The following is a 19,763-nucleotide window of genomic DNA, read 5'->3' as shown; positions in this document are numbered from 1 at the left end:
GAATGCGCCAAGAACTCTCGAATCTGATATTACCGCTGCCCCCTATTGGCGAGTAGTGGCTGTTCTGGCCCGCTCACGGGGCCAGATCCCGGCGGCGCCAGCCGGCGTACCCCAGCGCGGCGAGCGCCGCGGCAGTCACCGTAAGTCCGAGCAACGGCCCGAAGGCGCCGGAATCCAGGGGCAGCAGCGGCGAGTGCCGGAACGGGGAGAGCTCCATCAGCCATTCCGGGGCGTTCCACAGCACGCCAAACTCACCAAGCGCGACGAAGAGCAGCAGCAGGGCCCAGACCGTCCCGGTGAGCCGGGGCGCCCAGCCGAACACCGCCAGCACCGCCGCGGTCATGACCCAGGCCGCGGGGATCTGGGCGGCAGCGGCCAGTGTGACGCGGCCGAGTTGGTTGGCATCGGCCAGGACGGTGGCTGCGCCGGCCCCGACCGACACTCCGGCCAGCAGCATAAGCACGGCGACGCCGGCCAGCGCCAGGGCGAAATGGCTGGTCGCCCACCGCGGCCGGGTGGTGGCGGTGCCCAGCAGTGCTTCGACGTGGCCGTCGGTCTCCTCGTCTCGGAGCCGGCTGGCCGCGGACAGTCCGTAGGCAGCGGCCAGCAGTCCCATGATGCTGATCTCCGCTGCAATGAAGGCATCCGTCATGGCCTGGGTTCCGCCCAGCATCATGATCAGGTCCTGCGCGTTGGGCGAACTCAACAAGTCCGTGACGTTGCCGGCCAGCGATCCGATCACCACGCCGAACACCACGAAGGCGACCGCCCAGGCCGCCAGCAGCCGGAACTGGAGCCGCACGGCGAGGTCCCCGACCCCGCGGAGCGAGCCGCGAGCCGGGCCGGGGCGCTCCTGGCGCAGGCCGGAGCCAAGGTCCCGACGGGCGCGGAGTGCCAGGGCCACGGGCACGAGTAAGGCGCACAGCGCCAGTGGCAGGGCGAGCACCCACCACTGGTCCCCGGCGAAGGCCCGGATCTGCTGGTTCCAGCCGATCGGCGAAAGCCAGGACAGGGCGGAGGGCCCCGGTTCGGCGAGGTCCCCCACCGCCCGCAGCGCATAGGTCACGGCAACGACGCCGAGGCTCATTCCCGTGGCCGCCCGCGCGCTGGCCGTCAGCTGGGCGGTGACCCCGGCCACGGCGCTGAATGCCATGCCGGTGGCGGCCCAGCCCAATCCGAACGCGATCGAGCCGGCGGCCGGAAGTCCGCCGGCGGCCAAAGAGACCGCCGTGACCAGCCCCAGGACAATGCTGGCCCCGAAGCTTATGGTGAGGGCGGCCGCGAGCGGCGCGTCGCGGCCCATGCGGCCGCCGCCCAGGAGCTCGAGCCGCCCGGACTCTTCGTCGCTGCGGGTATGGCGGACGGTGATGAACACCATCAGGACGGCGAGGATGGCAGCCATGAACGCCGTGTACTTGATCAGGGACAGGGCACCGAGGGACGTGGGGTCATAGACCCTGCCGAAGAGGGCCACGAGCGAGGCCGTGGCATTCAGGGCCGTCGCGGCCTCGACCCGGCTCCCCACATCGGGGTAGAGCTCGGCGCCGGCCACCGCGGTTGAATACGTTGTCGCGGCGAATCCGGCGATCCACGCCGGCAACAGCCATCGGTCGCGGCGGAGCCCGAGCCTGATCAGGACTCCGGTCCCCGCCAACGTTTCACGCATCGGCGGTGCGTCCGCTGCTCGACCCGGCCGCGGCCACGGGCACCGCCGCGCCGTAGTGGCGAAGGAAGAGATCCTCCAGAGTGGGCGGCTGGCTGGTCAGCGCGACGAGTCCCGCGTCGGTCAGCGCCCGCATGAGCGGGGCCAGGCCGGACGGTTCCACTTGGGCGCTGACGCGGTGGTTCGTGACGACGACGTCGTGGACGCCTGGCAGGGCATCCAAGCCCGCCGGTATCACCGCGACATCGGCAGTGACGGAGGTACGGGTCAGGTGCCTGAGTTCATCAAGCCGCCCCGTCTCCACCACCCGGCCTTCACGGATGATGCTCACGCGGTCCGAAAGTGCCTCGGCCTCGCTGAGGATATGGCTGCTGAGCAGAACCGTGCGGCCCTGGTTCCGCAGTTCCCGGATACAGCCGCGGAAGGCCTCCTCCATCAGGGGGTCCAATCCGCTGGTGGGCTCGTCCAGCAGGAACAGCTCAGCGTCGGTGGCCAGGGCAGCGACCAGGGCCACTTTCTGCCGGTTGCCTTTGGAATAGGCCCGGGACTTCTTGGTCGGATCGAGGTCGAAGAGCTCCAACAGCTGGGCCCGCCGGGCCAGGTCCTGGCCGCCCTGGAGCCGGCCGAGGAGGTCGATCACTTCTCCGCCGGTCAGGTTGGGCCACAACGCCACATCCCCGGGGACGTAGGCCAGGCGCCGGTGGAGGCTCGCGACGTCGCGCCACGGGTCAAGGCCCAGCACCCGGATGGAGCCGGCATTGGCACGAAGCATGCCCAGCAGCAGGCGAATCGTGGTCGATTTGCCGGAGCCGTTCGGTCCGAGGAAGCCGTGGACCTCGCCCGCCTCGACTGAAAAATCCAAACCGTTCAAGGCAACCACGGGCCCGAACCGCTTCACAACGCCGACCATCTCCAAGACATTCGCCATGGGGGACACGATACGCCCGGGACCGGCAATCCAGCCCCGGGCGAATGACCCCTTCGCCCGCGGGCGGCCTGTCGCCGTGCTGTCACTCCGGCACCGGGGGACGTAGCCTAGCGGGCATGGAAGACCTTTACGATCTTGAACGGTTCGTGGCGGCCCAGGACGCCGGCGGAACCTACGGGCACGCCCTGGCGGAGTTGCGGTCAGGCATGAAGAGGAGTCACTGGATGTGGTTCGTTTTCCCCCAGCTCGCGGGCCTGGGCCGCAGCGAAACCGCCCGGAAGTACGCCATCTCCTCCCTGGCCGAGGCCCGTGCTTACTGCCGGCATGGCGTCCTTGGCCCGCGGCTGCGGGAGGCTGCCGCCGCAGTGGCCGAACTTCAGGGGCGGTCCGCGGTGCAAATTTTCGGCGGTATCGACACCCGGAAGCTGCACTCCTCCATGACGCTGTTCCAGCGGGCCGCGCCCGGCGAACCCGTGTTTCGCGTCGTCCTGGACCGCTATTTCGATGGCCTGTCCGATCCCGTCACGGACCAGCTGCTGGGAGGCCAATTGCGGGAAGGCCAACGCGGCGGCCCGGACCCGGCGGACGATTAGCTGTCCGCGGCCAGCGCCGTGATCATCCGCTCCATGCGGGCGACGCCGGCAAAGCGGCCGGCAGTGGCCGCCGGATGCTGTTGGCTGCCACAGGCTGTCCACTAGCGGCCTGTACTCGCGGCCGTACTAACGGCCTGCCGCCCCTGCTTCGGCAGCGACGGCGGCCGCCTCGATGCGGGCCCGGTGCACGGCCCATTCCTCGGCGGTGCGCGGCGAAAGGTTCGGATCCCCCGGCCGCTGGCCTGCGCTGCCGTCGAGGAGTTCGCGCAGGATGTCGGCGTGTCCGAGGTGATGGGCGGTCTCCACGCACATGTGCACGAGGATCTGCTGCAGGGTCACGTGCTTGCGCTCGTCCGGCCACCAGGGCACCACACCGGGCGCGTCGATCGGGAGTTCATCGATGGTTGCATCGCTGTGGGCCGCCGAGAGCCGGTGCAGCTCGGTGACCTGCTCGCGCGTCTCGCCCGGGGCTACCCACATGTCCGCGTCCGGCTCCGCGTCGTCGGCAAACCACGCCAGCTTCAGCTCGCTGGGACGGCCAAAGACCTCGCCAAAGTAGCCGAGTTCGACGCTGGCCACGTGCTTGACCAGTCCCAGCAGGTTGGTTCCCGTGGGCGTGAGGGGCCGGCGCACGTCATACTCGCTGAGGCCTTCGAGCTTCCCGAGGAGGTCCTGCCGCCGGGTGCGCAGGTAGGTGTGCAAGATCGCCTTGTCGTCCATGACCCGCACTATACCGAATGCACGGGCGCTGCCTGGCGGAACTGCCTGGCAGAACAGAGTTTCATAAAACGTATGGAATAATTGGCGTCAGCGGGCCTCGGGGGGAGGCCCCGATCGACAGGACACCCAGGGTGAATCTCGATTCCGGTGCACATCGGGTCCGGCCCGCCGCCGCAGTTCTCCTGGCCGCGGTTCTCGCGGCGGCTCTCGCCTGTCTGTTGGCAGTCTGTTCTTCCGGCGCGGAGGCCCCGGGCGGAGTTCCGGCGGGCCGGCCTGCGGCGTCCGTCCCCGCAACGTCCCCGGCGTCCGGAGGCCTGCGGGGGACGACCGAAGTGAACGGGTTCCTCCTGCCGATGCGCTACGCGGCCGTCGACGGCGACACCTGGGAGGGCATCGCCGCCCACTTCCGGATGACTCCGGAGATCCTCAGGAGCTTCAACGAAGCGGAGTCCGTTGCCGCAGGAGAGATTATCGACCTCAGGGGCGTGGACGTGCCCCAGCTAGGGGCCGGCGGCAGCGTGACCGGGCAGGACGGGCAGGGACGGCTCCTGTACAGGGTGGGTGCCGGAGACACTCCCTCGGGCATCGCGAGCCGCTACGGCGTCCCGCTCTATGCCTTGCGGATAGCCAACCTGAACCTGTTGACCGGAGGCGAATGGATTCCGCCCGCCGGCACCACGGTAACCATTCCGAATCCCCAGGCCGACTGAGCCGGGCCTTTGAGACAGGCCTTGCACTGTGGAGCCGGGCCGTTGGGCCGTGGACAAAGAAAAAGCCTCCGGAACCTAGTGGTTCCGGAGGCTTTTCCAAGGGTGGCAGATGAGGGATTCGAACCCCCGTAGGCGTTGCCAGCTGATTTACAGTCAGCCCCCTTTGGCCGCTCGGGTAATCTGCCGAACTTCAAAAGAAGATCACTCGCGGTTTCCAGTCCCGGAACGCCTGTTTCCAGTTCGTTCCGCTTCCAGCACCCGCGGGCAAGACAACTTTACAGAACTTCCGTCGAAGAATCGAATCGGCGCCTCAGCAGATCAAAAAAGGGCCAAAAAAGGGCCAAAATCCGCGGAATTTCAGGCCTCGCCGAGAATCCGCCCCGCCAGCCTTGCCTCGAATCGTGCCGCCTGCTCGGCGGTGACCTGGTTCAGTTCGACGGCACGGGCCAGGTCCGTGTGGACCCCGTCCATGCGGACTGATGCGTCGGCGGCCGGGCTCAGGATGATGGACGCCGCCAGCGCGGCGGCGGCTACGGAGCTCGCCGTCGCGGCCAGGGTGCTGGCAGCGGCGGCGGTGGTGCGGTTGACGTAGCGGACGGCCTTTTGGTGCATGTTCTTGCCTTTCAGCAGCGGTTCCAACTCTTGCAACTCTGGCCAGCCCGGCTTCGTTCCCGCCGTGATTGAGCTATGAGCGGACTGTGAAACCCGGGACGCAAGGCCGGCCGCCACATCGGGGGCATCCGTACTAGTCTGGAATGCAGACATCCCGGCCTCACGCAGGCACCCGGCAACCATCAGGAGGAAAGTCATGGCAGGCGAATCCACGTTCGACGTCGTCAGCAAGGTAGACAAGCAGGAAGTCGCCAACGCGCTGAACCAGGCGCAGAAGGAAATTGCCCAGCGCTACGACTTCAAGGGCGTCGGCGCCGAGGTCGATTTCAGCGGCGAGAAGATCCTGATGAAGGCCAACTCCGAGGAGCGGGTGCTCGCTGTGCTCGATGTGCTGCAGTCCAAGCTCATCCGCCGCGGCATTTCGCTGAAGTCCCTCGACACCGGCGAGCCCTACGCCTCCGGCAAGGAATTCCGGCTCGAGGCCTCCATCAAGGAGGGCATCGCCCAGGACCTCGCCAAGAAGATCAACAAGCTGATCCGGGACGAGGCCCCCAAGTCCGTCAAGTCACAGATCCAGGGCGACGAGCTCCGGGTGACCTCGAAGTCCCGCGATGATCTCCAGGAGACCATGAACCTGCTGAAGGGCTTCGACGAGGCCGACCTGCAGTTCGTGAACTTCCGCAGCTAGCGGCCCGTCCGCGGCGCAAATTTCCGCACGACGCGCAAAAGGGCTGGCGACACTGGTATTCCGGGGTCGCCAGCCCTTTTGCGTGTCACGGAACTATTCGCGCGTCGCCAGACCCGCAACCTGCTTCAGCTGCGCGGCTGCCCGGCCATCCGCTCCAGCCGGCCGATCCGCTCGGCCATCGGCGGGTGAGTGGAGAACATCTTGGCCACGCCTCCGCCTTTGAACGGGTTGGCGATCATCATGTGCGAGGCGTTGACCAGCCGCTGGTCCTGCGGCAACGGCGCCAGCTGCACGCCCTGCTCGATCTTGCGCAGGGCGGAGGCGAGCGCCAGCGGATCTCCGGTCAGCGACGAGCCGTCCTCGTCGGCGTCGTACTCCCGTGTACGGGAGATGGCCATCTGGATCAGGGATGCGGCGAACGGGGCCAGCAGGGCCATGGCGATCGCGGCGAACGGGTTCGCATTGCGGCGGTCCCCGCCGCCGAACAGCAACATCATCTGCGCCACCGAAGTGATGACGCCGGCGACGGCGGCCGCCACCGACGCCGTCAGGATGTCCCGGTTGTAGACGTGCATCAGTTCATGCCCCAGGACGCCGCGCAGTTCGCGGGCGTCCAGCATCCGCATGATGCCCTCGGTGCAGCACACTGCCGCGTTCTGCGGGTTCCGGCCGGTGGCGAAGGCATTTGGCGCCATGGTGGGCGAGACGTAGATGCGCGGCATCGGCTGGTTGGCCCGGCCGGACAGCTCCCGGACGATCTGGTACAGCTGGGGCGCCTCGGCCTCCGTGACGGGATAGGCCTGCATGGCACGGATGGCGAGCTTGTCGCTGTTCCAGTACCCGTAGGCCGTGGTGCCGACCCCGATCAGGGCCATGATCCAGATCGGCGCCGCACTGCGGGTCCCCGCGGCGATGAACGCCCCCAGGCCCAGCAGGACCGCCCACAGCACTCCGAACAGCGCCGCGGTCTTCAGTCCGTTGTGATGCTTGTGCACTGGTCCTCCTGATACGTGTACTGCAAGCTGATGCCCTGTAATTCACTGACCTACCAAGGAAAACGAACCCCTATGGCACCGGGTTCCGCGCGTCGTACCGCAGGAATCCGCACTGCTGGCGGGCCAATATCCAGGCCACAGCGATGCACAACATGCCGCCGAGCAGCAGGACCCACCCCTCGTTCAAAAGTTTAGTCGCGCCGCCGGCCAGCATGTCCCCGATCCGGGGCCCGCCGGCGACCACCACCACAAAGACACCCTGCAGACGCCCGCGCAGATGGTCGGGGGTGGAGGCCTGCAGGATGGTGGTCCGGAAGACTGCGCTCACGGAATCCGCGATGCCGGCCAGCGCGCAGCACAGGGCGGCGGGCAGCAGCCACACGCCCACGCCGTCGTCGCCGGAATGCCCGGCCAGGACCACCACCAGGCCGAAGGCCGCCACCGAGCCGCCCCAGCCCATCACGGACCACACCACCGCGGCCCCCTGCCGGCGGACGCCGCCCAGCGGCCCCGAGAACAGGCCGGCCAGGAACGCCCCCACGGCCATCGAGGCCAACAGGATCCCCACCGTGGCCTCACCGCCACCGATCATCAACGCGCCGATGGCCGGCAGGAGCGCCCGGGGCTGGGCAAAGATCATGGCCACGAGATCGATCACGAACGTCATGCGGAGGTTGGGCCGGGTGCCAAGGAAACGGAACCCCTCCACCACGGAACGCAGCCCGGCCGGCCTGGCGTGCTCGCCCGGCGGCATGGAAGGCAGTTTCAGGAGGGCCCAGAACGCAAACGCAAAGCTGATGACGTCGATCGTGTACGTCCAGCCGAACCCCACCCATGCCACGAGCACGCCGGCCAGCAGCGGGCCGGCGGTCATGGTCAGCCCGAAAATCATCATGCTCAGGGCATTTGCGGCCGGCAGCAACTCCTTGCGCACCAGCACCGGGATGATGGCGCTGCGTGCCGGCTGGTTGATGGCCTGGGCACCGCTCTGCACCGCCACGAGCGCATAGAGCAGCCACACGTTGCCCACTTCCAGCCACGCCTGGAGGGCCAGCCCGGCGGTGGTCAGCCAGAGGACGGACGAGGCCAGCAGTGCCACGGTGCGGCGGTCATGGGCGTCGGCGATCGAGCCGCCCAGGAGGCCGCCAAAGACCAGCGGCACGAGGGCGAAGAGGCTCAGCAGGCCCACGTAGAGGCTGTCCTGGGTCAGCCGGTAGACCTCCAGGCTGACGGCCACCAAGGTCAGTTGGCTGCCCAGGGCGGAGACGGCGGACCCAAGCCACAGACGGCGGAAGGCCGGACTTTCACGCAACGGCGTGATGTCCGCCAGCAATTTCTCCACCGGGCAACTCTAGTGGCGAACCTGGACTGCCCTGTGACACGGCCGGACAATATTAGCCACGCCTTATTGTGAGGCAGTCATAATAAGTGCTTGAATGGGGGTATGACGGATTCCTCGGGCACCCACGACGCATGGGCAGCCGCCCTGCGTGCCCACGGCCGCCGGGTGACCAAGCAGCGCCTGGCCGTGCTGGCCGCCGTCGAACATCACCCGCATTCGCCGGCAGAGGCAATCCTTGCCGCCGCCCGGCAGGAATTGCCGGACCTGACCGCCCAGTCCGTCTACGTGGTCCTCGGGGACCTCACGGATCTGCACATGCTGCGCCGTTTTGAGCCCCCGCACTCCCCCGCGCTGTACGAGACGCGGGTCGGGGACAACCACCACCATGCCGTGTGCATCAGCTGCGGCCGGGTGGAGGACGTCGAATGCGCCGTGGGCCACGCGCCCTGCCTGACCCCGCACTGGAACGCGGACGCCAAGCCGATGACCATCCAGATCGCGGACGTGCTGTACCAGGGCATCTGCCAGGACTGCCAGCGCACCCAACAGCTTCCCTCCGAACGAAACTAAGAAACCCAACCCAAGGAGAACTATGACTGAGATCATCTCTGCGCCCGCCGTGTCCACGACACAGTCCGGGGCTCCCGTCACTTCCGACGCCCACTCCAAGTCCGTCGGCGCCGACGGCGCGATCATCCTGACAGATCACTACCTGATCGAGAAGCTCGCGCAGTTCAACCGCGAGCGCGTCCCGGAGCGCGTCGTGCACGCCAAGGGCGGCGGCGCCTTCGGTACCTTCAAGACCACAGAGGACGTCTCGAAGTACACCAAGGCCGCACTGTTCCAGCCCGGCGTTGAGACGGATATGCTCATCCGCTTCTCCTCCGTTGCCGGCGAGGCAGGCTCCCCCGACACCTGGCGCGACCCCCGCGGTTTCGCCGTGAAGTTCTACACCACCGAGGGCAACTACGACCTCGTCGGCAACAACACTCCGGTGTTCTTCATCCGCGACGGGATCAAGTTCCCGGACTTCATCCACTCCCAGAAGCGCCTCCCCGGCACCCACCTGCGCGACGCCGACATGCAGTGGGACTTCTGGACCCTCTCCCCCGAGTCCGCCCACCAGGTCACCTGGCTCATGGGTGACCGCGGCCTGCCGGCCTCCTGGCGTGAAATGCAGGGCTACGGCTCGCACACCTACCAGTGGATCAACGCCGAGGGCGAGCGGTTCTGGGTCAAGTACCACTTCAAGTCCAACCAGGGCGTCAAGTCCATGACCGGGGACGAGGCCGAGGCCCTTGCCGGCGCCGACGGCGACTTCTACATCCGCGACCTCCAGGAAAACATTGCCGCCGGCAACTTCCCCTCCTGGGACCTCCACGTCCAGGTCATGCCGTACGAGGACGCCAAGACGTACCGCTTCAACCCCTTCGACCTCACCAAGGTGTGGCCGCACGCGGACTACCCGCTGGTCAAGGTCGGCACCATGGAGCTGAACAAGAACCCGGAGAACTACTTCGCGCAGATCGAGCAGGCCACCTTCGCGCCGTCGAACTTCGTGCCGGGCATCGCCGCCTCCCCGGACAAGATGCTGCAGGCCCGCATCTTCTCCTACGCGGACGCGCACCGCTACCGCGTCGGCACCAACCACGCCCAGCTCCCGGTAAACCTGCCCAAGAGCCAGGTCAACAACTACAGCCAGGACGGCGCCGGGCGTTACCACTTCAACGCCCCGTCCGTTCCGGTGTACGCACCGAACTCCGTGGGCGGCCCGGCTGCCGTTGAGCCCGGCGTTGCGGGCGGCGGCTGGGAGAACGACGGCGAGCTCACGCTCTCCGCGCACTCCCTGCACGCCGAGGACGGCGACTTCGGCCAGGCCGGCACGCTGTACCGCGAGGTGTACAACGACGGCGAGAAGGCCCGCCTGCTGGAGACCGTCACCGGCGCCGTCAGCGGCGTCAAGAACGCCAGCATCAAGGAACGCGCCATCGCGTACTGGACCAACGTCGACGCCGAATTCGGCGCCAAGCTGCGCGCCAACCTCGGTGCCGGCCAGGTTGAGTCCGACGCCGAGGCCGCCAACAAGGTCTGATAGTTGCGTCGAAGGTTGCCTGGTTGCCGGCCTTGACGGCCGCCTGGGCGGCCGGTGACCGGCATTCGGTGACAGCTGGAGCCAACAGAACGCCCCGCCACGGACTCCCGTGGCGGGGCGTTTTACGGTTATCCACATGGGTGCGCGTGCCCCTCGCCACCGCGTGCCGCGGCTCCGTAGGATTTGGGCATGACCGCTTTCGCTGGCACTCCATTCGCAGGCATTCCAAGTGACGCCTTCCGGTTCTACGCCGATCTTGAACAGAACAACAACCGGGACTGGTGGCTCGAGCACAAGCCGGTCTACGAGGCCGCGGTGAAGGGGCCGCTGACCCAGCTGCTGGCCGAGCTGGAGCCACGCTTCGGACCGGCCAGGCTCTTTCGCCCCAACCGGGATGTCCGGTTCTCGCCGGACAAGTCACCCTATAAGACCGCGCAGGGGGCCTTCGCGGCGGTGGACGAAGGTGTGGGCTTCTATATCCAGCTCAGCGCCGACGGCCTCCTTATCGGCGGCGGCTGCCACACCCACACTCCGGCCCAGCTGGCACGCTTTCGCGGTGCCGTGGACGATCCCGCCAGCGGCGATGCCCTGCAGGCGATCGTGCGGAAGGTCGAGGCGGCAGGGTTCGCGGTGGAGGGCGAACGGCTAAAGACCGTGCCGCGGGGCTTCGACAAGGACCATCCCCGGGCGGAGCTGCTCAAGCACAAATCCCTCACGGCCGGCGTCAACGTGGGCCAGCCCGGCTGGCTTGCCGGTCCCGGGGCGGTCGAGGAAGTGGCACAGCACTGGGAGCAACTGCGCCCCCTCGTGGAGTGGGAGGGCCGCTACGCTGCTCCCTGAGGTTCTGCTCAGATGTGCTGGCCGTCGGTAGCGAGGCGCCTGTCGAGGTTGTTGAAGAAGACCAGCATCATCAGCTCAAAGGCCTTGGTGGCTTCCTCTGGCTGGTTGTTGACGACGAAATCGAACTGCAGCCCGTAGAACGCGGCCGTGAACAGGCGGGCGTCGGTGTCGGCGAATTCCGGCTGGATGCCCTGGATGACCAGCCAGTCCCGGGCCTTCTCGTGCAGCATCCGGAAGTGCTCCTGCGCTGTGCCGCGCGGCACCGCCGCCACAATGTCCTGCGCCGTGGCCTCAAATTCAAGCCGGGCCAGGTGCCGGTTGCGCTGCGCCATGGTCCACTGCCAGGACTCAAGCAGGAAGGCCCGCCACGCGTCCCGGTCGATGTCCCTGACGTCGGTGGCGCGGATGCTGTCCAGCCGGGATTCGATGCCGCGGATGATCTCGTTGATCAGCTGTTCGCGGTGCCCGAAGTGGTAGACCAGGACGTAGCTGCTGACACCCAGCCCGTCGGCCAGGCCGCGAAACGTCAGCTCCGCCAGGGTCTTGTCCATGAGGTAGTCGAGAATTGCCGACAGCAGCTCTGATTTGCGTTCCGGTCTTGCTGGGCGGGCCATGTGTCCATCTTAGGGAGCACCGCCCTGACGGAGCGGCGCCCCAACGCCGAAGTCGCCGGAGCCGTGCGGTTACGCCGGAAATTTCCAGCGAATTCGCACGGCTCCGGCGACCTCGATGCGGCGGGGCCGATCGCTCCCTTCTCAGGAGCGGGTGAGCGCGTCCTCGTTGTCCTCCGCGGGCGCTCCCGCCACGCTGGCCGGGCCGTTCACCGAGGCGCGGGCCTCCGCGAACTTTTCGTTCAGCCGGGAGTGGCGCTGGCCGTAGGCGAAGTAGATCGCAATACCGATCACGAGCCAGATGGCGAAGAAGATCCAGGTTTCCACGGCCAGGTTCGTCATGAGATACAGGCACAGGACCGCAGAGACGACCGGGAGCACCTTGCCGAACGGGACACGGAAGGCCGGCTTCAGGTCCGGGCGCTTCTTGCGCAGCACCAGGATGCCAAGGCTCACCATCACGAAGGCGGACAGGGTCCCGATGTTGATCATTTCCTCGAGCAGGTCCACGTTGGTCAGGCCGGCGACGAGCGCCACTCCGGCGCCGCAGATGATCTGCAGGCGGGCCGGCGTCCCCCGCACCGAGCTGGTCTTGGACAGGGAGCGCGGAAGCAGGCCGTCGCGGCTCATCGCGAGCACCACGCGCGAGAGGCCCATGAGCAGCACCATGATCACGGTGGTCAGGCCCACGAGGGAGCCAAAGGCAATGACCTTGGCGGCGTCGGTATTGCCGACCGCTTCGAAGGCGGTGGTGAGCGTCGGGTTCTTGGCCTCGGCCAGCTGGGTGTAGGACACCATGCCGGTCAACGCCAGCGACACCAGGATGTACAGCACGGTAACGATTGCCAGGCCGCCGAAGATGCCGCGGGGCAGCGTCTTCTGCGGGTTCTTGACCTCTTCGGCCGAGGTGGCGACGACGTCGAAGCCGATGAAGGCGAAGAAGACCAGGGCGGCGCCGGCGAAGATCCCGAGGGTTCCGTACTGGGCCGGGGCGGCGCCAGTCAGGAAGCCGAAGAACGACTGTTTGAGGACATCCGCGGTTCCGGTGCCTCCGGTCGGCTCGGAGGCCGGGACGAACGGGGCGTAGTTCTCGAACTTCACGTATGTGAAGCCGACGACGATCACGAAGAGGACCACCGCGATCTTGATGAGCGTGAAGATGTTGCCGACGCGGGCGGAGAGCTTGGTCCCGAGGACCAGCAGCACGGTGAAGATGGCAACGATCAGGAAGGCGCCCCAGTAGAGGTCGACGCCGCCCAGCGAGATCGACGGCGGAATGTCCACGCCCATGAGCGCAAAGACTTTGCTGAGGTAGATGCCCCAGTACTTCGCGATCACGGCGCCGGCCGTGAAGAGTTCGAGGATCAGGTTCCAGCCGATGATCCACGCCAGGATCTCACCCATGGTCGCGTAGGTGAAGACGTAGGCGGAGCCTGCCACCGGGATGGCCGTGGCGAACTCGGCGTAGCACATGATGGCGAGCGCGCAGGTGACGGCGGCGATCGCGAAGGAAATGGTGACGGCAGGGCCGGCAAAGTTCGCGGCGGCCTTGGCGCCGACCGAGAAGATCCCGGCGCCCACGGCAACCGCGACCCCCATGATCATGAGGTCCCACGTGCTTAGCGTGCGCTTCAGCTTGCGTCCGGGTTCATCGGCGTCGGACATGGACTGCTCGATGGATTTGGTCCGGAAAAGGTTCATTAGGCCCCCCCCCCCCCCCCCCCCCGGGGGCGGGTCAGACGGGCCAGTTTTCCATCAGCGTCGAGCGGATGAGGAACCGTTTGCCTTCCGGCGCTTCCACCGAGAAGCCGCTCCCCCGGCCGGGGACGACGTCGACGGTCAGGTGCGTGTGGCTCCAGTAGTTGAACTGTTCACGCGACATCCAGAATTCCAGCGGCTGGGGCTGCAATCCGTCGGAGATGTCGAACAGGCCCAACAGGACGTCGGAGTCGCCGGTCAGGAATTCCCCCGCCGGATAGCACATGGGTGAGGATCCGTCGCAGCAGCCGCCCGACTGGTGGAACATCAAAGGCCCGTGCTGCGTCCAGAGCTTGCGGAGCAGGTCCACGGACTCCGGCATGAGCGCCACCCGGGAGAATTCCTCCCCGGGGCGGGTCACGCCCCCCCCCCCCCCCCCCCCCCCCCCCCCCCCCCCCCCCCCCCGGGTCAATGCGGCTTAGAAGAAGCCGAGCTTGTTTTCGTTGTAGCTGACCAGGAGGTTCTTGGTCTGCTGGTAGTGGTCCAGCATCATCGAGTGGTTCTCGCGGCCGATGCCGGAGGACTTGTACCCGCCGAACGCGGCACCGGCCGGGTAGGCGTGGTAGTTGTTGACCCACACACGGCCGGCCTGGATCTCACGGCCGGCGCGGTAGGCGACGTTGCCGTTGCGGGACCAGACGCCGGCGCCGAGGCCGTAGAGGGTGTCGTTGGCGATGCCCATGGCATCGTTGTAGTCGCTGAAGCGGGTTACGGACACCACCGGGCCGAAGATTTCCTCCTGGAAGATCCGCATCTTGTTGTGGCCTTCGAAGATGGTCGGCTGGACGTAGTAGCCGCCGGCCAGATCTCCGGGCATTTCGGCCCGGCCACCGCCTGTGAGCACCTTGGCGCCCTCCTGCTTTCCGATGTCGATGTAGGACAGGATCTTTTCCAGCTGGTCGTTGGAGGCCTGGGCGCCGAGCTGGGTTTCGGTGTCCAGCGGGTTGCCCTGGATGATTTTCTCCACCCGGGCCACGGCGTCGGCCATGAAGGAATCGTAGATGTCTTCCTGGACCAGGGCGCGGGACGGGCAGGTGCAGACTTCACCCTGGTTGAAGGCAAAGAGCGTGAAGCCCTCCTGGGCTTTGTCGTAGAACGCGTCATTGGTGTCCGCGACGTCGTTGAAGAAGATGTTCGGGCTCTTGCCGCCGAGCTCCAGCGTGACCGGGATCAGGTTCTGGCTGGCGTACTGGCTGATCAGCCGTCCGGTGGAGGTTTCCCCGGTGAAGGCGATCTTGCGGATACGGGGGCTGGAGGCCAGCGGCTTGCCGGCCTCGACGCCGAAGCCGTTGACCACATTGAGGACACCGGCCGGCAGCAGGTCGCCGATCAGTTCCATCAGCACCAGGATCGAGGACGGTGTCTGCTCGGCCGGCTTCAGGACGACGGCGTTGCCGGCTGCGAGGGCCGGGGCGAGCTTCCAGACGGCCATCAGGATCGGGAAGTTCCACGGGATGATCTGGCCGACGACGCCGAGCGGCTCATGGTAGTGGTAGGCCGTGGTGTCGTCGTCGAGCTGGGACAGTCGTCCCTCCTGCGCGCGCACGGCGGAGGCGAAGTAGCGGAAGTGGTCCGCAGCGAGCGGAATGTCGGCGTTGAGGGTTTCGCGGATCGGCTTGCCGTTGTCCCAGGATTCGGCGACGGCGAGCATCTCGGTGTTCTCATCGATCCGGTCGGCGATCTTGTTCAGGATCGCGGCACGCTCGGCCACGGAGGTCTTGCCCCAGGACGGTGCGATCTTGTGGGCCGCGTCCAGCGCCAGCTCGATGTCCTCGGCGGTGCCGCGGGCCACCTCGCAGAAGACCTTGCCGGTGACGGGGGTGATGTTCTCGAAGTACTGGCCCTTGACCGGGGCAACCCATTCGCCGCCGATCCAGTTCTCGTAGCGGTCCTTGAAGGTGACCTTCGAGCCCTCGGTACCGGGCTGGGCGTAGACAGTCATTGCTAGCTCCTTTGCTGTGCAAAATTTGTGGCGGCCAGTTTCTGGCGCTCACCGTTGCCTACAGCGTAGAAGCCGGAAGGTTGCAGTCAGGTTGCAAGCAAGTGATCCGGGTCACTTTCCCGGGAAAGGCCGGTCAGGCGCTCAGTTCCCGGTCCAGCCGTTCGAGATCTGCGACGACGGCGGCGCGCTTGGGCGAGCGGGGCGGCAGCAGCTTCAGTGCGGCGGACCGGACCTCGACGTCGTCCCTTGCCTCGGGCAGCTCGGCGTACTTCAGGAGCGATTCCGCGCTGCCGTCCGTCAGCACGGCCTCGCGCAGCAGGGAAGAGACCCGGCTCCGCAGCTCGGCGATGCCGGGCGCCTCGGAGCGGGGCAGCACGGCGCCGCGGTAAATTTCCAGCGCTATCCGGTGGGCACCGCGCTGCAGGCAGTTGAGGACCTGGGCGGAGTCCGGCAACAGGTCCATTGGTAGCCGGTAGGGCCGAGAGTCCGGGACCGCGTCCGGGTTGAGCTGATGCAGGACCTTGCGCAGGCGCACCATCTCGGCCCGCAGCGTCATGGTGGAGGCATCCCCGGGGTAGAGCAGGGTGCAGAGCTCCTCCGCGTTCAGCCCTTCAGGGTGGGTGCTGAGCAGGGCCAGGATTTCGCTGTGCCGGGCGGACAGGGCCACGGTGCGGCCGTCGATGCTGAGCAGCGCCTGGTCCCGGCCGAGCAGCTGGAGGCTGTTGCGGTAGAGGCTGTTGGCGCCCGGGTCCCCGGACGTTTTCGGCGCCGGGCTCCGCCGCCGGGACGCCGGGGACTGCCCGGCTGCGGCCAGCTGCAGCCGTTCCACCCGCAGATGCGCCTGGGCGGCGGCCACTGTCGCTTCGACGAGGGACAACGTATGCGCGGCGACGGCCGATTCCGTGCCGGTGATGTCCACGACTCCCAGCAGGGCGCCGGAATCAGGATCGTGGAACGGCACGGCCGTGCAGCTCCACGGGTGGACGGAGCGCTTGTAGTGTTCGGCGCCGGAGATCTGAATGCCGCGGCCGAGGGCCAGCGCCGTACCCGGGGCGCTCGTGCCAACGGTTGCCTCGGACCAGTCGGCTCCCGGGACGAACATCATCCCTTCGGCCCGGCGCCGCATGGCGGCGTCGCCTTCGACCCAGAGCAGCCGGCCCACCTCGTCCCCCACGGCCACCAGAATGCCGCTGTCGTGGCTGGGCAGGACCAGCAGCTTGTGGATCACGGGCATGATGGCGGCCAGGGGGTGCTGCCGCCGGTATGCTTCGAGTTCTTCGCGGTCCATGGCGAGCGGGGCTTCGGGGTTGTCCGGGTTGGCGTGCAGCTGGACGGAACGCTGCCACGATTCCTGAATCAGGGTGCTGATACCGGGCAACTGTAGGCCCTCGGAGAACGCCAGTCCACGGGAGTCCAGCTGCTCGTGGCCCGCACTGGCATATTGCTGGCGCAGCTGTGCGGTGACCCCGCCTGTTGGCGGTAACAGTGCTGCCGGATGGACCAGGTTCTTCATTGAACTCCCACTGGACGGGCTCGATGGCGTGCCGGAGGCAGCCACGTCCGGCCCAGTCTAATGGGCCTGCAGGCCACCCGCCAGAGACGCCGGGAACCGCCCCTGCTACCCGCGGGAAATCTCGATCATGTCCTCGCGCGGCACCACCTTGATGCGCTCCCGTTCGATGCCGTTGGCGGACTCCGCCGCGGACCACTCAGCGCCGAGGGCGAGCTCGTGGGCATCGAGCTTGATCCACCCTTCCCACGTGGTGTACTCGATGCCGCGCTCCTTGAGCAGGTCGATGATGGCCTGCGGGTCCGGGTTCTTCGCCGGCGGCAGCGTCAGCCGGTCCTCCAGCAGGAAGCCGATGGTCTCCAGTGCGTCGCCCTTGGTGTGGCCGATCAGCCCGACGGGGCCGCGCTTGATCCAGCCCGTGGCGTAGATTCCGGGCACGGGGTTGCCCTCGGCGTCGAGCACGCGGCCGCCTTCGTTCGGGACGACGCCGCGGCGGGCATCGTATTCCAGCTCATCCAGCGGCGAACCGTGGTAGCCGATCGCGCGGTAGACGGCCTGGACCGGGTAGTCGAGGAACTCACCGGTGCCCTTGACGTTCCCGGTGCCGTCCAGCTGCATGCGTTCGAACTTGATGCCGGCAACGTTGCCGGGGTTCGCGGCGTCGTCTGTTGTTCCATAGATTTCGACGGGGCTGTGCAGGAAGTGCAGGTGCAGCCGGCGCGAGGACGGTTCCTCGGCCTCGGCGTGCTCCTCGACGAGCCAGTTCGTGAGGGTGTTGACCATGGTCCGGATCTGGTTGTTGCTGCGAATGGCTTCGTCCGAGGCCTCGTCGAATTCGAAGTCCTCGGGATACAGGACGATGTCCACGTCCTTGGCGTGGCTGAGTTCGCGCAGCTCCAGCGGCGTGAACTTCACCTGGGCCGGGCCGCGGCGGCCAAACACGTGGACGTCGGTGACCGGCGAATCCTTGAGCGCCCGGTAGACGTTGTCCGGGATTTCGGTGACCAGGAGTTCATCGGCGTGCTTGACCAGCATGCGGGCCACGTCGAGGGCCACGTTGCCGTTGCCGATCACCGCAATCTCTTTGGCCTCCAGCGGCCAGTCCCGCGGCACGTCCGGGTGGCCGTCGTACCAGGAGACGAAGTCGGCCCCGCCGAAGGATCCCTCCAGGCCGATCCCGGGAATATCCAGGTCTGCGTCCTTGATGGCGCCGGTGGAGAAGATGACGGCGTCGTAGAACGCGCGGAAGTCATGCAGCGTCAGGTCCCGGCCATAGGTGACGTTGCCGAGGAACCGGATGTCGCCGCGGTCCAGGACCTTGTGGAGCGCGTTGACAATGCCCTTGATCCGCGGATGGTCGGGAGCCACCCCGTAGCGGATGAGGCCGTAGGGCGCCGGATAGGCCTCGAAGAGGTCGATGCTGACCTGGAAGTCGCCGTCCTTGACCTCATTGGATTTCGTCAGGATGTCCGCGGCGTAGACACCGGCCGGGCCCGCGCCAACAATCGCGACACGGAGGGGACGAGAGGATGTGGATTCGGCCGAGTTGGACACCGGGAGCCCTTCTGAGTCTTAGGGACAGCGCCAGTAGATACAGCGCACAGGCCCCTATTCTAAATGTGACCGGCCCGCTCGCGCTCCGATTGGCAGGAATAGGCGCCGCGCAGGTGGTGTTATTGGTTTTGTGCCTAAGCCCGAAGGATCTTTGTCCCCCGCCCCATTGACAGCGCCGGCCAGCCCGGCCGCTGGAGCAGGGCCGGTGCCGGCCCGGCCGGGCGGACCGGCACCGGTGGACAAGGACACGACGGCGGGAATCCTGTTCGGCATCGGCGCCTACGGGCTCTGGGGGCTGCTGCCCTTGTACTTCTACGTCCTGCATCCGGCCGGCGCGGTTGAAATCGTCGCCAACCGGGTGGTCTGGTCCCTCCTGTTCTGCGTCCTGCTCATCACCGTCACACGGTCCTGGCGGGTGCTGGCTGCTGCTTTCCGGGACCGCACTGTGGTTGGGCCGCTGTCCATCGCCGCTGCCCTGATCGCGGTGAACTGGTTGACGTACACCTACGGCGTGACCACCGGCCAGGCCGTCGAGGCCTCCCTGGGCTACTTCATCAACCCGCTGGTCTCCGTATTGCTGGGGGTCTTCGTCCTGAAGGAGAAGCTGCGGCCGCTGCAGTGGGCCGCGGTCGGCATCGGCTTCGTGGCCGTCGGCGTGCTGACGGTCTCCTACGGCAAGCTCCCCTGGATAGCACTGACACTCGCGCTGAGCTTTGGCCTGTACGGATTCGTCAAGAAGCGCGTGGGCCCGCGGGCGGAGGCGATCACAAGCCTCACCGTGGAGACGATCGTCCTGGCGCCCGTAGCTGCGGCCACCATGATCTTCCTCGCGGTCAGCGGGTCGGCAACTCTGGCCGCAAACGGTGCGGGACATTTCTGGCTGCTGGTGGCGTCAGGCGTCATCACCGCGGTGCCCCTGCTGTTCTTCGGCGCGTCCGCCCGCCGCTTGCCGATGACCACGATCGGCCTGCTGCAGTACTTCGCGCCCGTCCTGCAGTTCATCGTGGCGCTCGTCGTGTTCAAGGAAACCATGACACCGGACCGGTGGGCCGGCTTCGGCGTCGTCTGGCTGGCGCTGCTGGTACTGACCGTGGACATGCTGCACACGGCCCGGAAGAACTCCGTGACCCGGAAACGGGCCCGCGCCGCCGCCTAGCTCTACCGCCCCGGCGGGTTGGCGGCCTGCGCACCCCTGCCACTGTGCG

General features: G+C 67.2%; 19 protein-coding genes and 1 tRNA gene. 7 read left to right on the top strand and 13 right to left on the bottom strand.

Annotated features, from left to right (window positions below; all coding sequences use genetic code 11):
• Positions 1–73 precede the first annotated feature (73 nt).
• Positions 74–1,666, bottom strand: coding sequence for an ABC transporter permease (locus AC1DZV_RS04990; RefSeq protein ID WP_476953147.1), 1,593 nt, complete (start codon positions 1,664–1,666; stop codon positions 74–76).
• The gene (locus AC1DZV_RS04985; protein WP_476953146.1) at positions 1,659–2,591 is read right to left on the bottom strand and encodes an ABC transporter ATP-binding protein; all 933 of its coding nucleotides are present in this window, start codon (positions 2,589–2,591) and stop codon (positions 1,659–1,661) included. Before AC1DZV_RS04985 ends, AC1DZV_RS04990 begins: the two co-directional genes overlap by 8 nt.
• Before the next feature lie 116 nt (positions 2,592–2,707).
• On the opposite strand from AC1DZV_RS04985, the gene AC1DZV_RS04980 reads away from it, so the two are divergent.
• Entirely contained in the window at positions 2,708–3,184 is a 477-nt protein-coding gene (locus AC1DZV_RS04980) for a DUF1810 domain-containing protein (RefSeq protein WP_476953145.1), read from the top strand.
• Between the two features lie 126 nt (positions 3,185–3,310).
• Here AC1DZV_RS04980 and AC1DZV_RS04975 read toward each other — a convergent pair whose 3' ends face one another.
• Complete coding sequence (locus tag AC1DZV_RS04975; RefSeq protein WP_476953144.1) at positions 3,311–3,904, bottom strand: DinB family protein; 594 nt, start codon at positions 3,902–3,904, stop codon at positions 3,311–3,313.
• 332 nt (positions 3,905–4,236) lie between these two features.
• On the opposite strand from AC1DZV_RS04975, the gene AC1DZV_RS04970 reads away from it, so the two are divergent.
• Entirely contained in the window at positions 4,237–4,614 is a 378-nt protein-coding gene (locus AC1DZV_RS04970; protein WP_476952278.1) for a LysM peptidoglycan-binding domain-containing protein, read from the top strand.
• A 103-nt stretch (positions 4,615–4,717) separates the two neighbouring features.
• Here the strand turns inward: AC1DZV_RS04970 and AC1DZV_RS04965 are convergent.
• Positions 4,718–4,799: transfer RNA gene (locus tag AC1DZV_RS04965), tRNA-Tyr, on the bottom strand.
• 172 nt (positions 4,800–4,971) lie between these two features.
• Positions 4,972–5,226: a hypothetical protein gene (locus AC1DZV_RS04960; protein WP_028276970.1), complete on the bottom strand. Its 255-nt coding sequence runs from the start codon at positions 5,224–5,226 to the stop codon at positions 4,972–4,974.
• A gap of 196 nt (positions 5,227–5,422) precedes the next feature.
• Here AC1DZV_RS04960 and AC1DZV_RS04955 point away from each other — a divergent pair, with 196 nt between their 5' ends.
• Complete coding sequence (locus AC1DZV_RS04955) at positions 5,423–5,914, top strand: YajQ family cyclic di-GMP-binding protein (RefSeq protein ID WP_018773569.1); 492 nt, start codon at positions 5,423–5,425, stop codon at positions 5,912–5,914.
• Between the two features lie 125 nt (positions 5,915–6,039).
• On the opposite strand, the gene htpX is transcribed toward AC1DZV_RS04955, so the two are convergent.
• Positions 6,040–6,909: a zinc metalloprotease HtpX gene (gene htpX, locus AC1DZV_RS04950; RefSeq protein WP_476953143.1), complete on the bottom strand. Its 870-nt coding sequence runs from the start codon at positions 6,907–6,909 to the stop codon at positions 6,040–6,042.
• Positions 6,910–6,979: 70 nt separating this feature from the next.
• A complete protein-coding gene (locus AC1DZV_RS04945; RefSeq protein WP_476953142.1) occupies positions 6,980–8,251 on the bottom strand; it encodes an MFS transporter in 1,272 nt (423 codons plus the stop codon).
• Positions 8,252–8,353: 102 nt separating this feature from the next.
• Here AC1DZV_RS04945 and AC1DZV_RS04940 point away from each other — a divergent pair, with 102 nt between their 5' ends.
• The 3 genes from AC1DZV_RS04940 to AC1DZV_RS04930 all read left to right on the top strand — a co-directional run bounded on the left by AC1DZV_RS04940 (position 8,354) and on the right by AC1DZV_RS04930 (position 11,183).
• Positions 8,354–8,821: a Fur family transcriptional regulator gene (locus AC1DZV_RS04940; protein WP_026537503.1), complete on the top strand. Its 468-nt coding sequence runs from the start codon at positions 8,354–8,356 to the stop codon at positions 8,819–8,821.
• Between the two features lie 22 nt (positions 8,822–8,843).
• Positions 8,844–10,343 (top strand): catalase, encoded by a 1,500-nt coding sequence (locus tag AC1DZV_RS04935; protein WP_028276967.1) that lies wholly within the window; start codon positions 8,844–8,846, stop codon positions 10,341–10,343.
• Positions 10,344–10,532: 189 nt separating this feature from the next.
• Positions 10,533–11,183, top strand: coding sequence for a DUF2461 domain-containing protein (locus AC1DZV_RS04930; protein WP_476952275.1), 651 nt, complete (start codon positions 10,533–10,535; stop codon positions 11,181–11,183).
• Positions 11,184–11,191: 8 nt separating this feature from the next.
• Here AC1DZV_RS04930 and AC1DZV_RS04925 read toward each other — a convergent pair whose 3' ends face one another.
• The 6 genes from AC1DZV_RS04925 to AC1DZV_RS04900 form a co-directional block, all read right to left on the bottom strand.
• Complete coding sequence (locus AC1DZV_RS04925; RefSeq protein WP_028276965.1) at positions 11,192–11,797, bottom strand: TetR/AcrR family transcriptional regulator; 606 nt, start codon at positions 11,795–11,797, stop codon at positions 11,192–11,194.
• A gap of 141 nt (positions 11,798–11,938) precedes the next feature.
• Entirely contained in the window at positions 11,939–13,495 is a 1,557-nt protein-coding gene (locus AC1DZV_RS04920) for an amino acid permease (protein ID WP_476953141.1), read from the bottom strand.
• A gap of 34 nt (positions 13,496–13,529) precedes the next feature.
• Positions 13,530–13,874, bottom strand: a complete 345-nt coding sequence (locus AC1DZV_RS04915; protein WP_476953260.1) for a DUF779 domain-containing protein — start codon at positions 13,872–13,874, stop codon at positions 13,530–13,532.
• 96 nt (positions 13,875–13,970) lie between these two features.
• Positions 13,971–15,494 carry an acetaldehyde dehydrogenase ExaC gene (gene exaC / locus AC1DZV_RS04910; RefSeq protein ID WP_476953140.1) on the bottom strand — a complete coding sequence of 508 codons (1,524 nt, stop codon included), beginning with the start codon at positions 15,492–15,494 and terminating at the stop codon, positions 13,971–13,973.
• 133 nt (positions 15,495–15,627) lie between these two features.
• Positions 15,628–17,007, bottom strand: a complete 1,380-nt coding sequence (locus AC1DZV_RS04905; protein WP_476953139.1) for a GAF domain-containing protein — start codon at positions 17,005–17,007, stop codon at positions 15,628–15,630.
• Between the two features lie 105 nt (positions 17,008–17,112).
• Positions 17,113–18,558, bottom strand: a complete 1,446-nt coding sequence (locus tag AC1DZV_RS04900; protein WP_476951590.1) for an FAD-dependent oxidoreductase — start codon at positions 18,556–18,558, stop codon at positions 17,113–17,115.
• A 121-nt stretch (positions 18,559–18,679) separates the two neighbouring features.
• Here AC1DZV_RS04900 and rarD point away from each other — a divergent pair, with 121 nt between their 5' ends.
• Positions 18,680–19,714, top strand: a complete 1,035-nt coding sequence (gene rarD / locus AC1DZV_RS04895; RefSeq protein ID WP_476953259.1) for an EamA family transporter RarD — start codon at positions 18,680–18,682, stop codon at positions 19,712–19,714.
• Positions 19,715–19,763: the final 49 nt, after the last annotated feature.

This window comes from Arthrobacter sp. P1_D12 (genome assembly GCF_056406175.1).
This window is presented reverse-complemented; position numbering and strand designations above follow the sequence as displayed.

Coding starts and splice junctions, on each gene's coding strand:
- AC1DZV_RS04990 (WP_476953147.1), bottom strand. CDS start 1,666: ATGCGTGAAACGTTGGCGGGGACCGGAGTCCTGATCAGGCTCGGGCTC.
- AC1DZV_RS04985 (WP_476953146.1), bottom strand. CDS start 2,591: ATGGCGAATGTCTTGGAGATGGTCGGCGTTGTGAAGCGGTTCGGGCCC.
- AC1DZV_RS04980 (WP_476953145.1), top strand. CDS start 2,708: ATGGAAGACCTTTACGATCTTGAACGGTTCGTGGCGGCCCAGGACGCC.
- AC1DZV_RS04975 (WP_476953144.1), bottom strand. CDS start 3,904: ATGGACGACAAGGCGATCTTGCACACCTACCTGCGCACCCGGCGGCAG.
- AC1DZV_RS04960 (WP_028276970.1), bottom strand. CDS start 5,226: ATGCACCAAAAGGCCGTCCGCTACGTCAACCGCACCACCGCCGCCGCT.
- AC1DZV_RS04955 (WP_018773569.1), top strand. CDS start 5,423: ATGGCAGGCGAATCCACGTTCGACGTCGTCAGCAAGGTAGACAAGCAG.
- AC1DZV_RS04940 (WP_026537503.1), top strand. CDS start 8,354: ATGACGGATTCCTCGGGCACCCACGACGCATGGGCAGCCGCCCTGCGT.
- AC1DZV_RS04935 (WP_028276967.1), top strand. CDS start 8,844: ATGACTGAGATCATCTCTGCGCCCGCCGTGTCCACGACACAGTCCGGG.
- AC1DZV_RS04930 (WP_476952275.1), top strand. CDS start 10,533: ATGACCGCTTTCGCTGGCACTCCATTCGCAGGCATTCCAAGTGACGCC.
- AC1DZV_RS04925 (WP_028276965.1), bottom strand. CDS start 11,797: ATGGCCCGCCCAGCAAGACCGGAACGCAAATCAGAGCTGCTGTCGGCA.
- AC1DZV_RS04920 (WP_476953141.1), bottom strand. CDS start 13,495: ATGAACCTTTTCCGGACCAAATCCATCGAGCAGTCCATGTCCGACGCC.
- AC1DZV_RS04915 (WP_476953260.1), bottom strand. CDS start 13,874: ATGCCGGAGTCCGTGGACCTGCTCCGCAAGCTCTGGACGCAGCACGGG.
- exaC (WP_476953140.1), bottom strand. CDS start 15,494: ATGACTGTCTACGCCCAGCCCGGTACCGAGGGCTCGAAGGTCACCTTC.
- AC1DZV_RS04905 (WP_476953139.1), bottom strand. CDS start 17,007: ATGAAGAACCTGGTCCATCCGGCAGCACTGTTACCGCCAACAGGCGGG.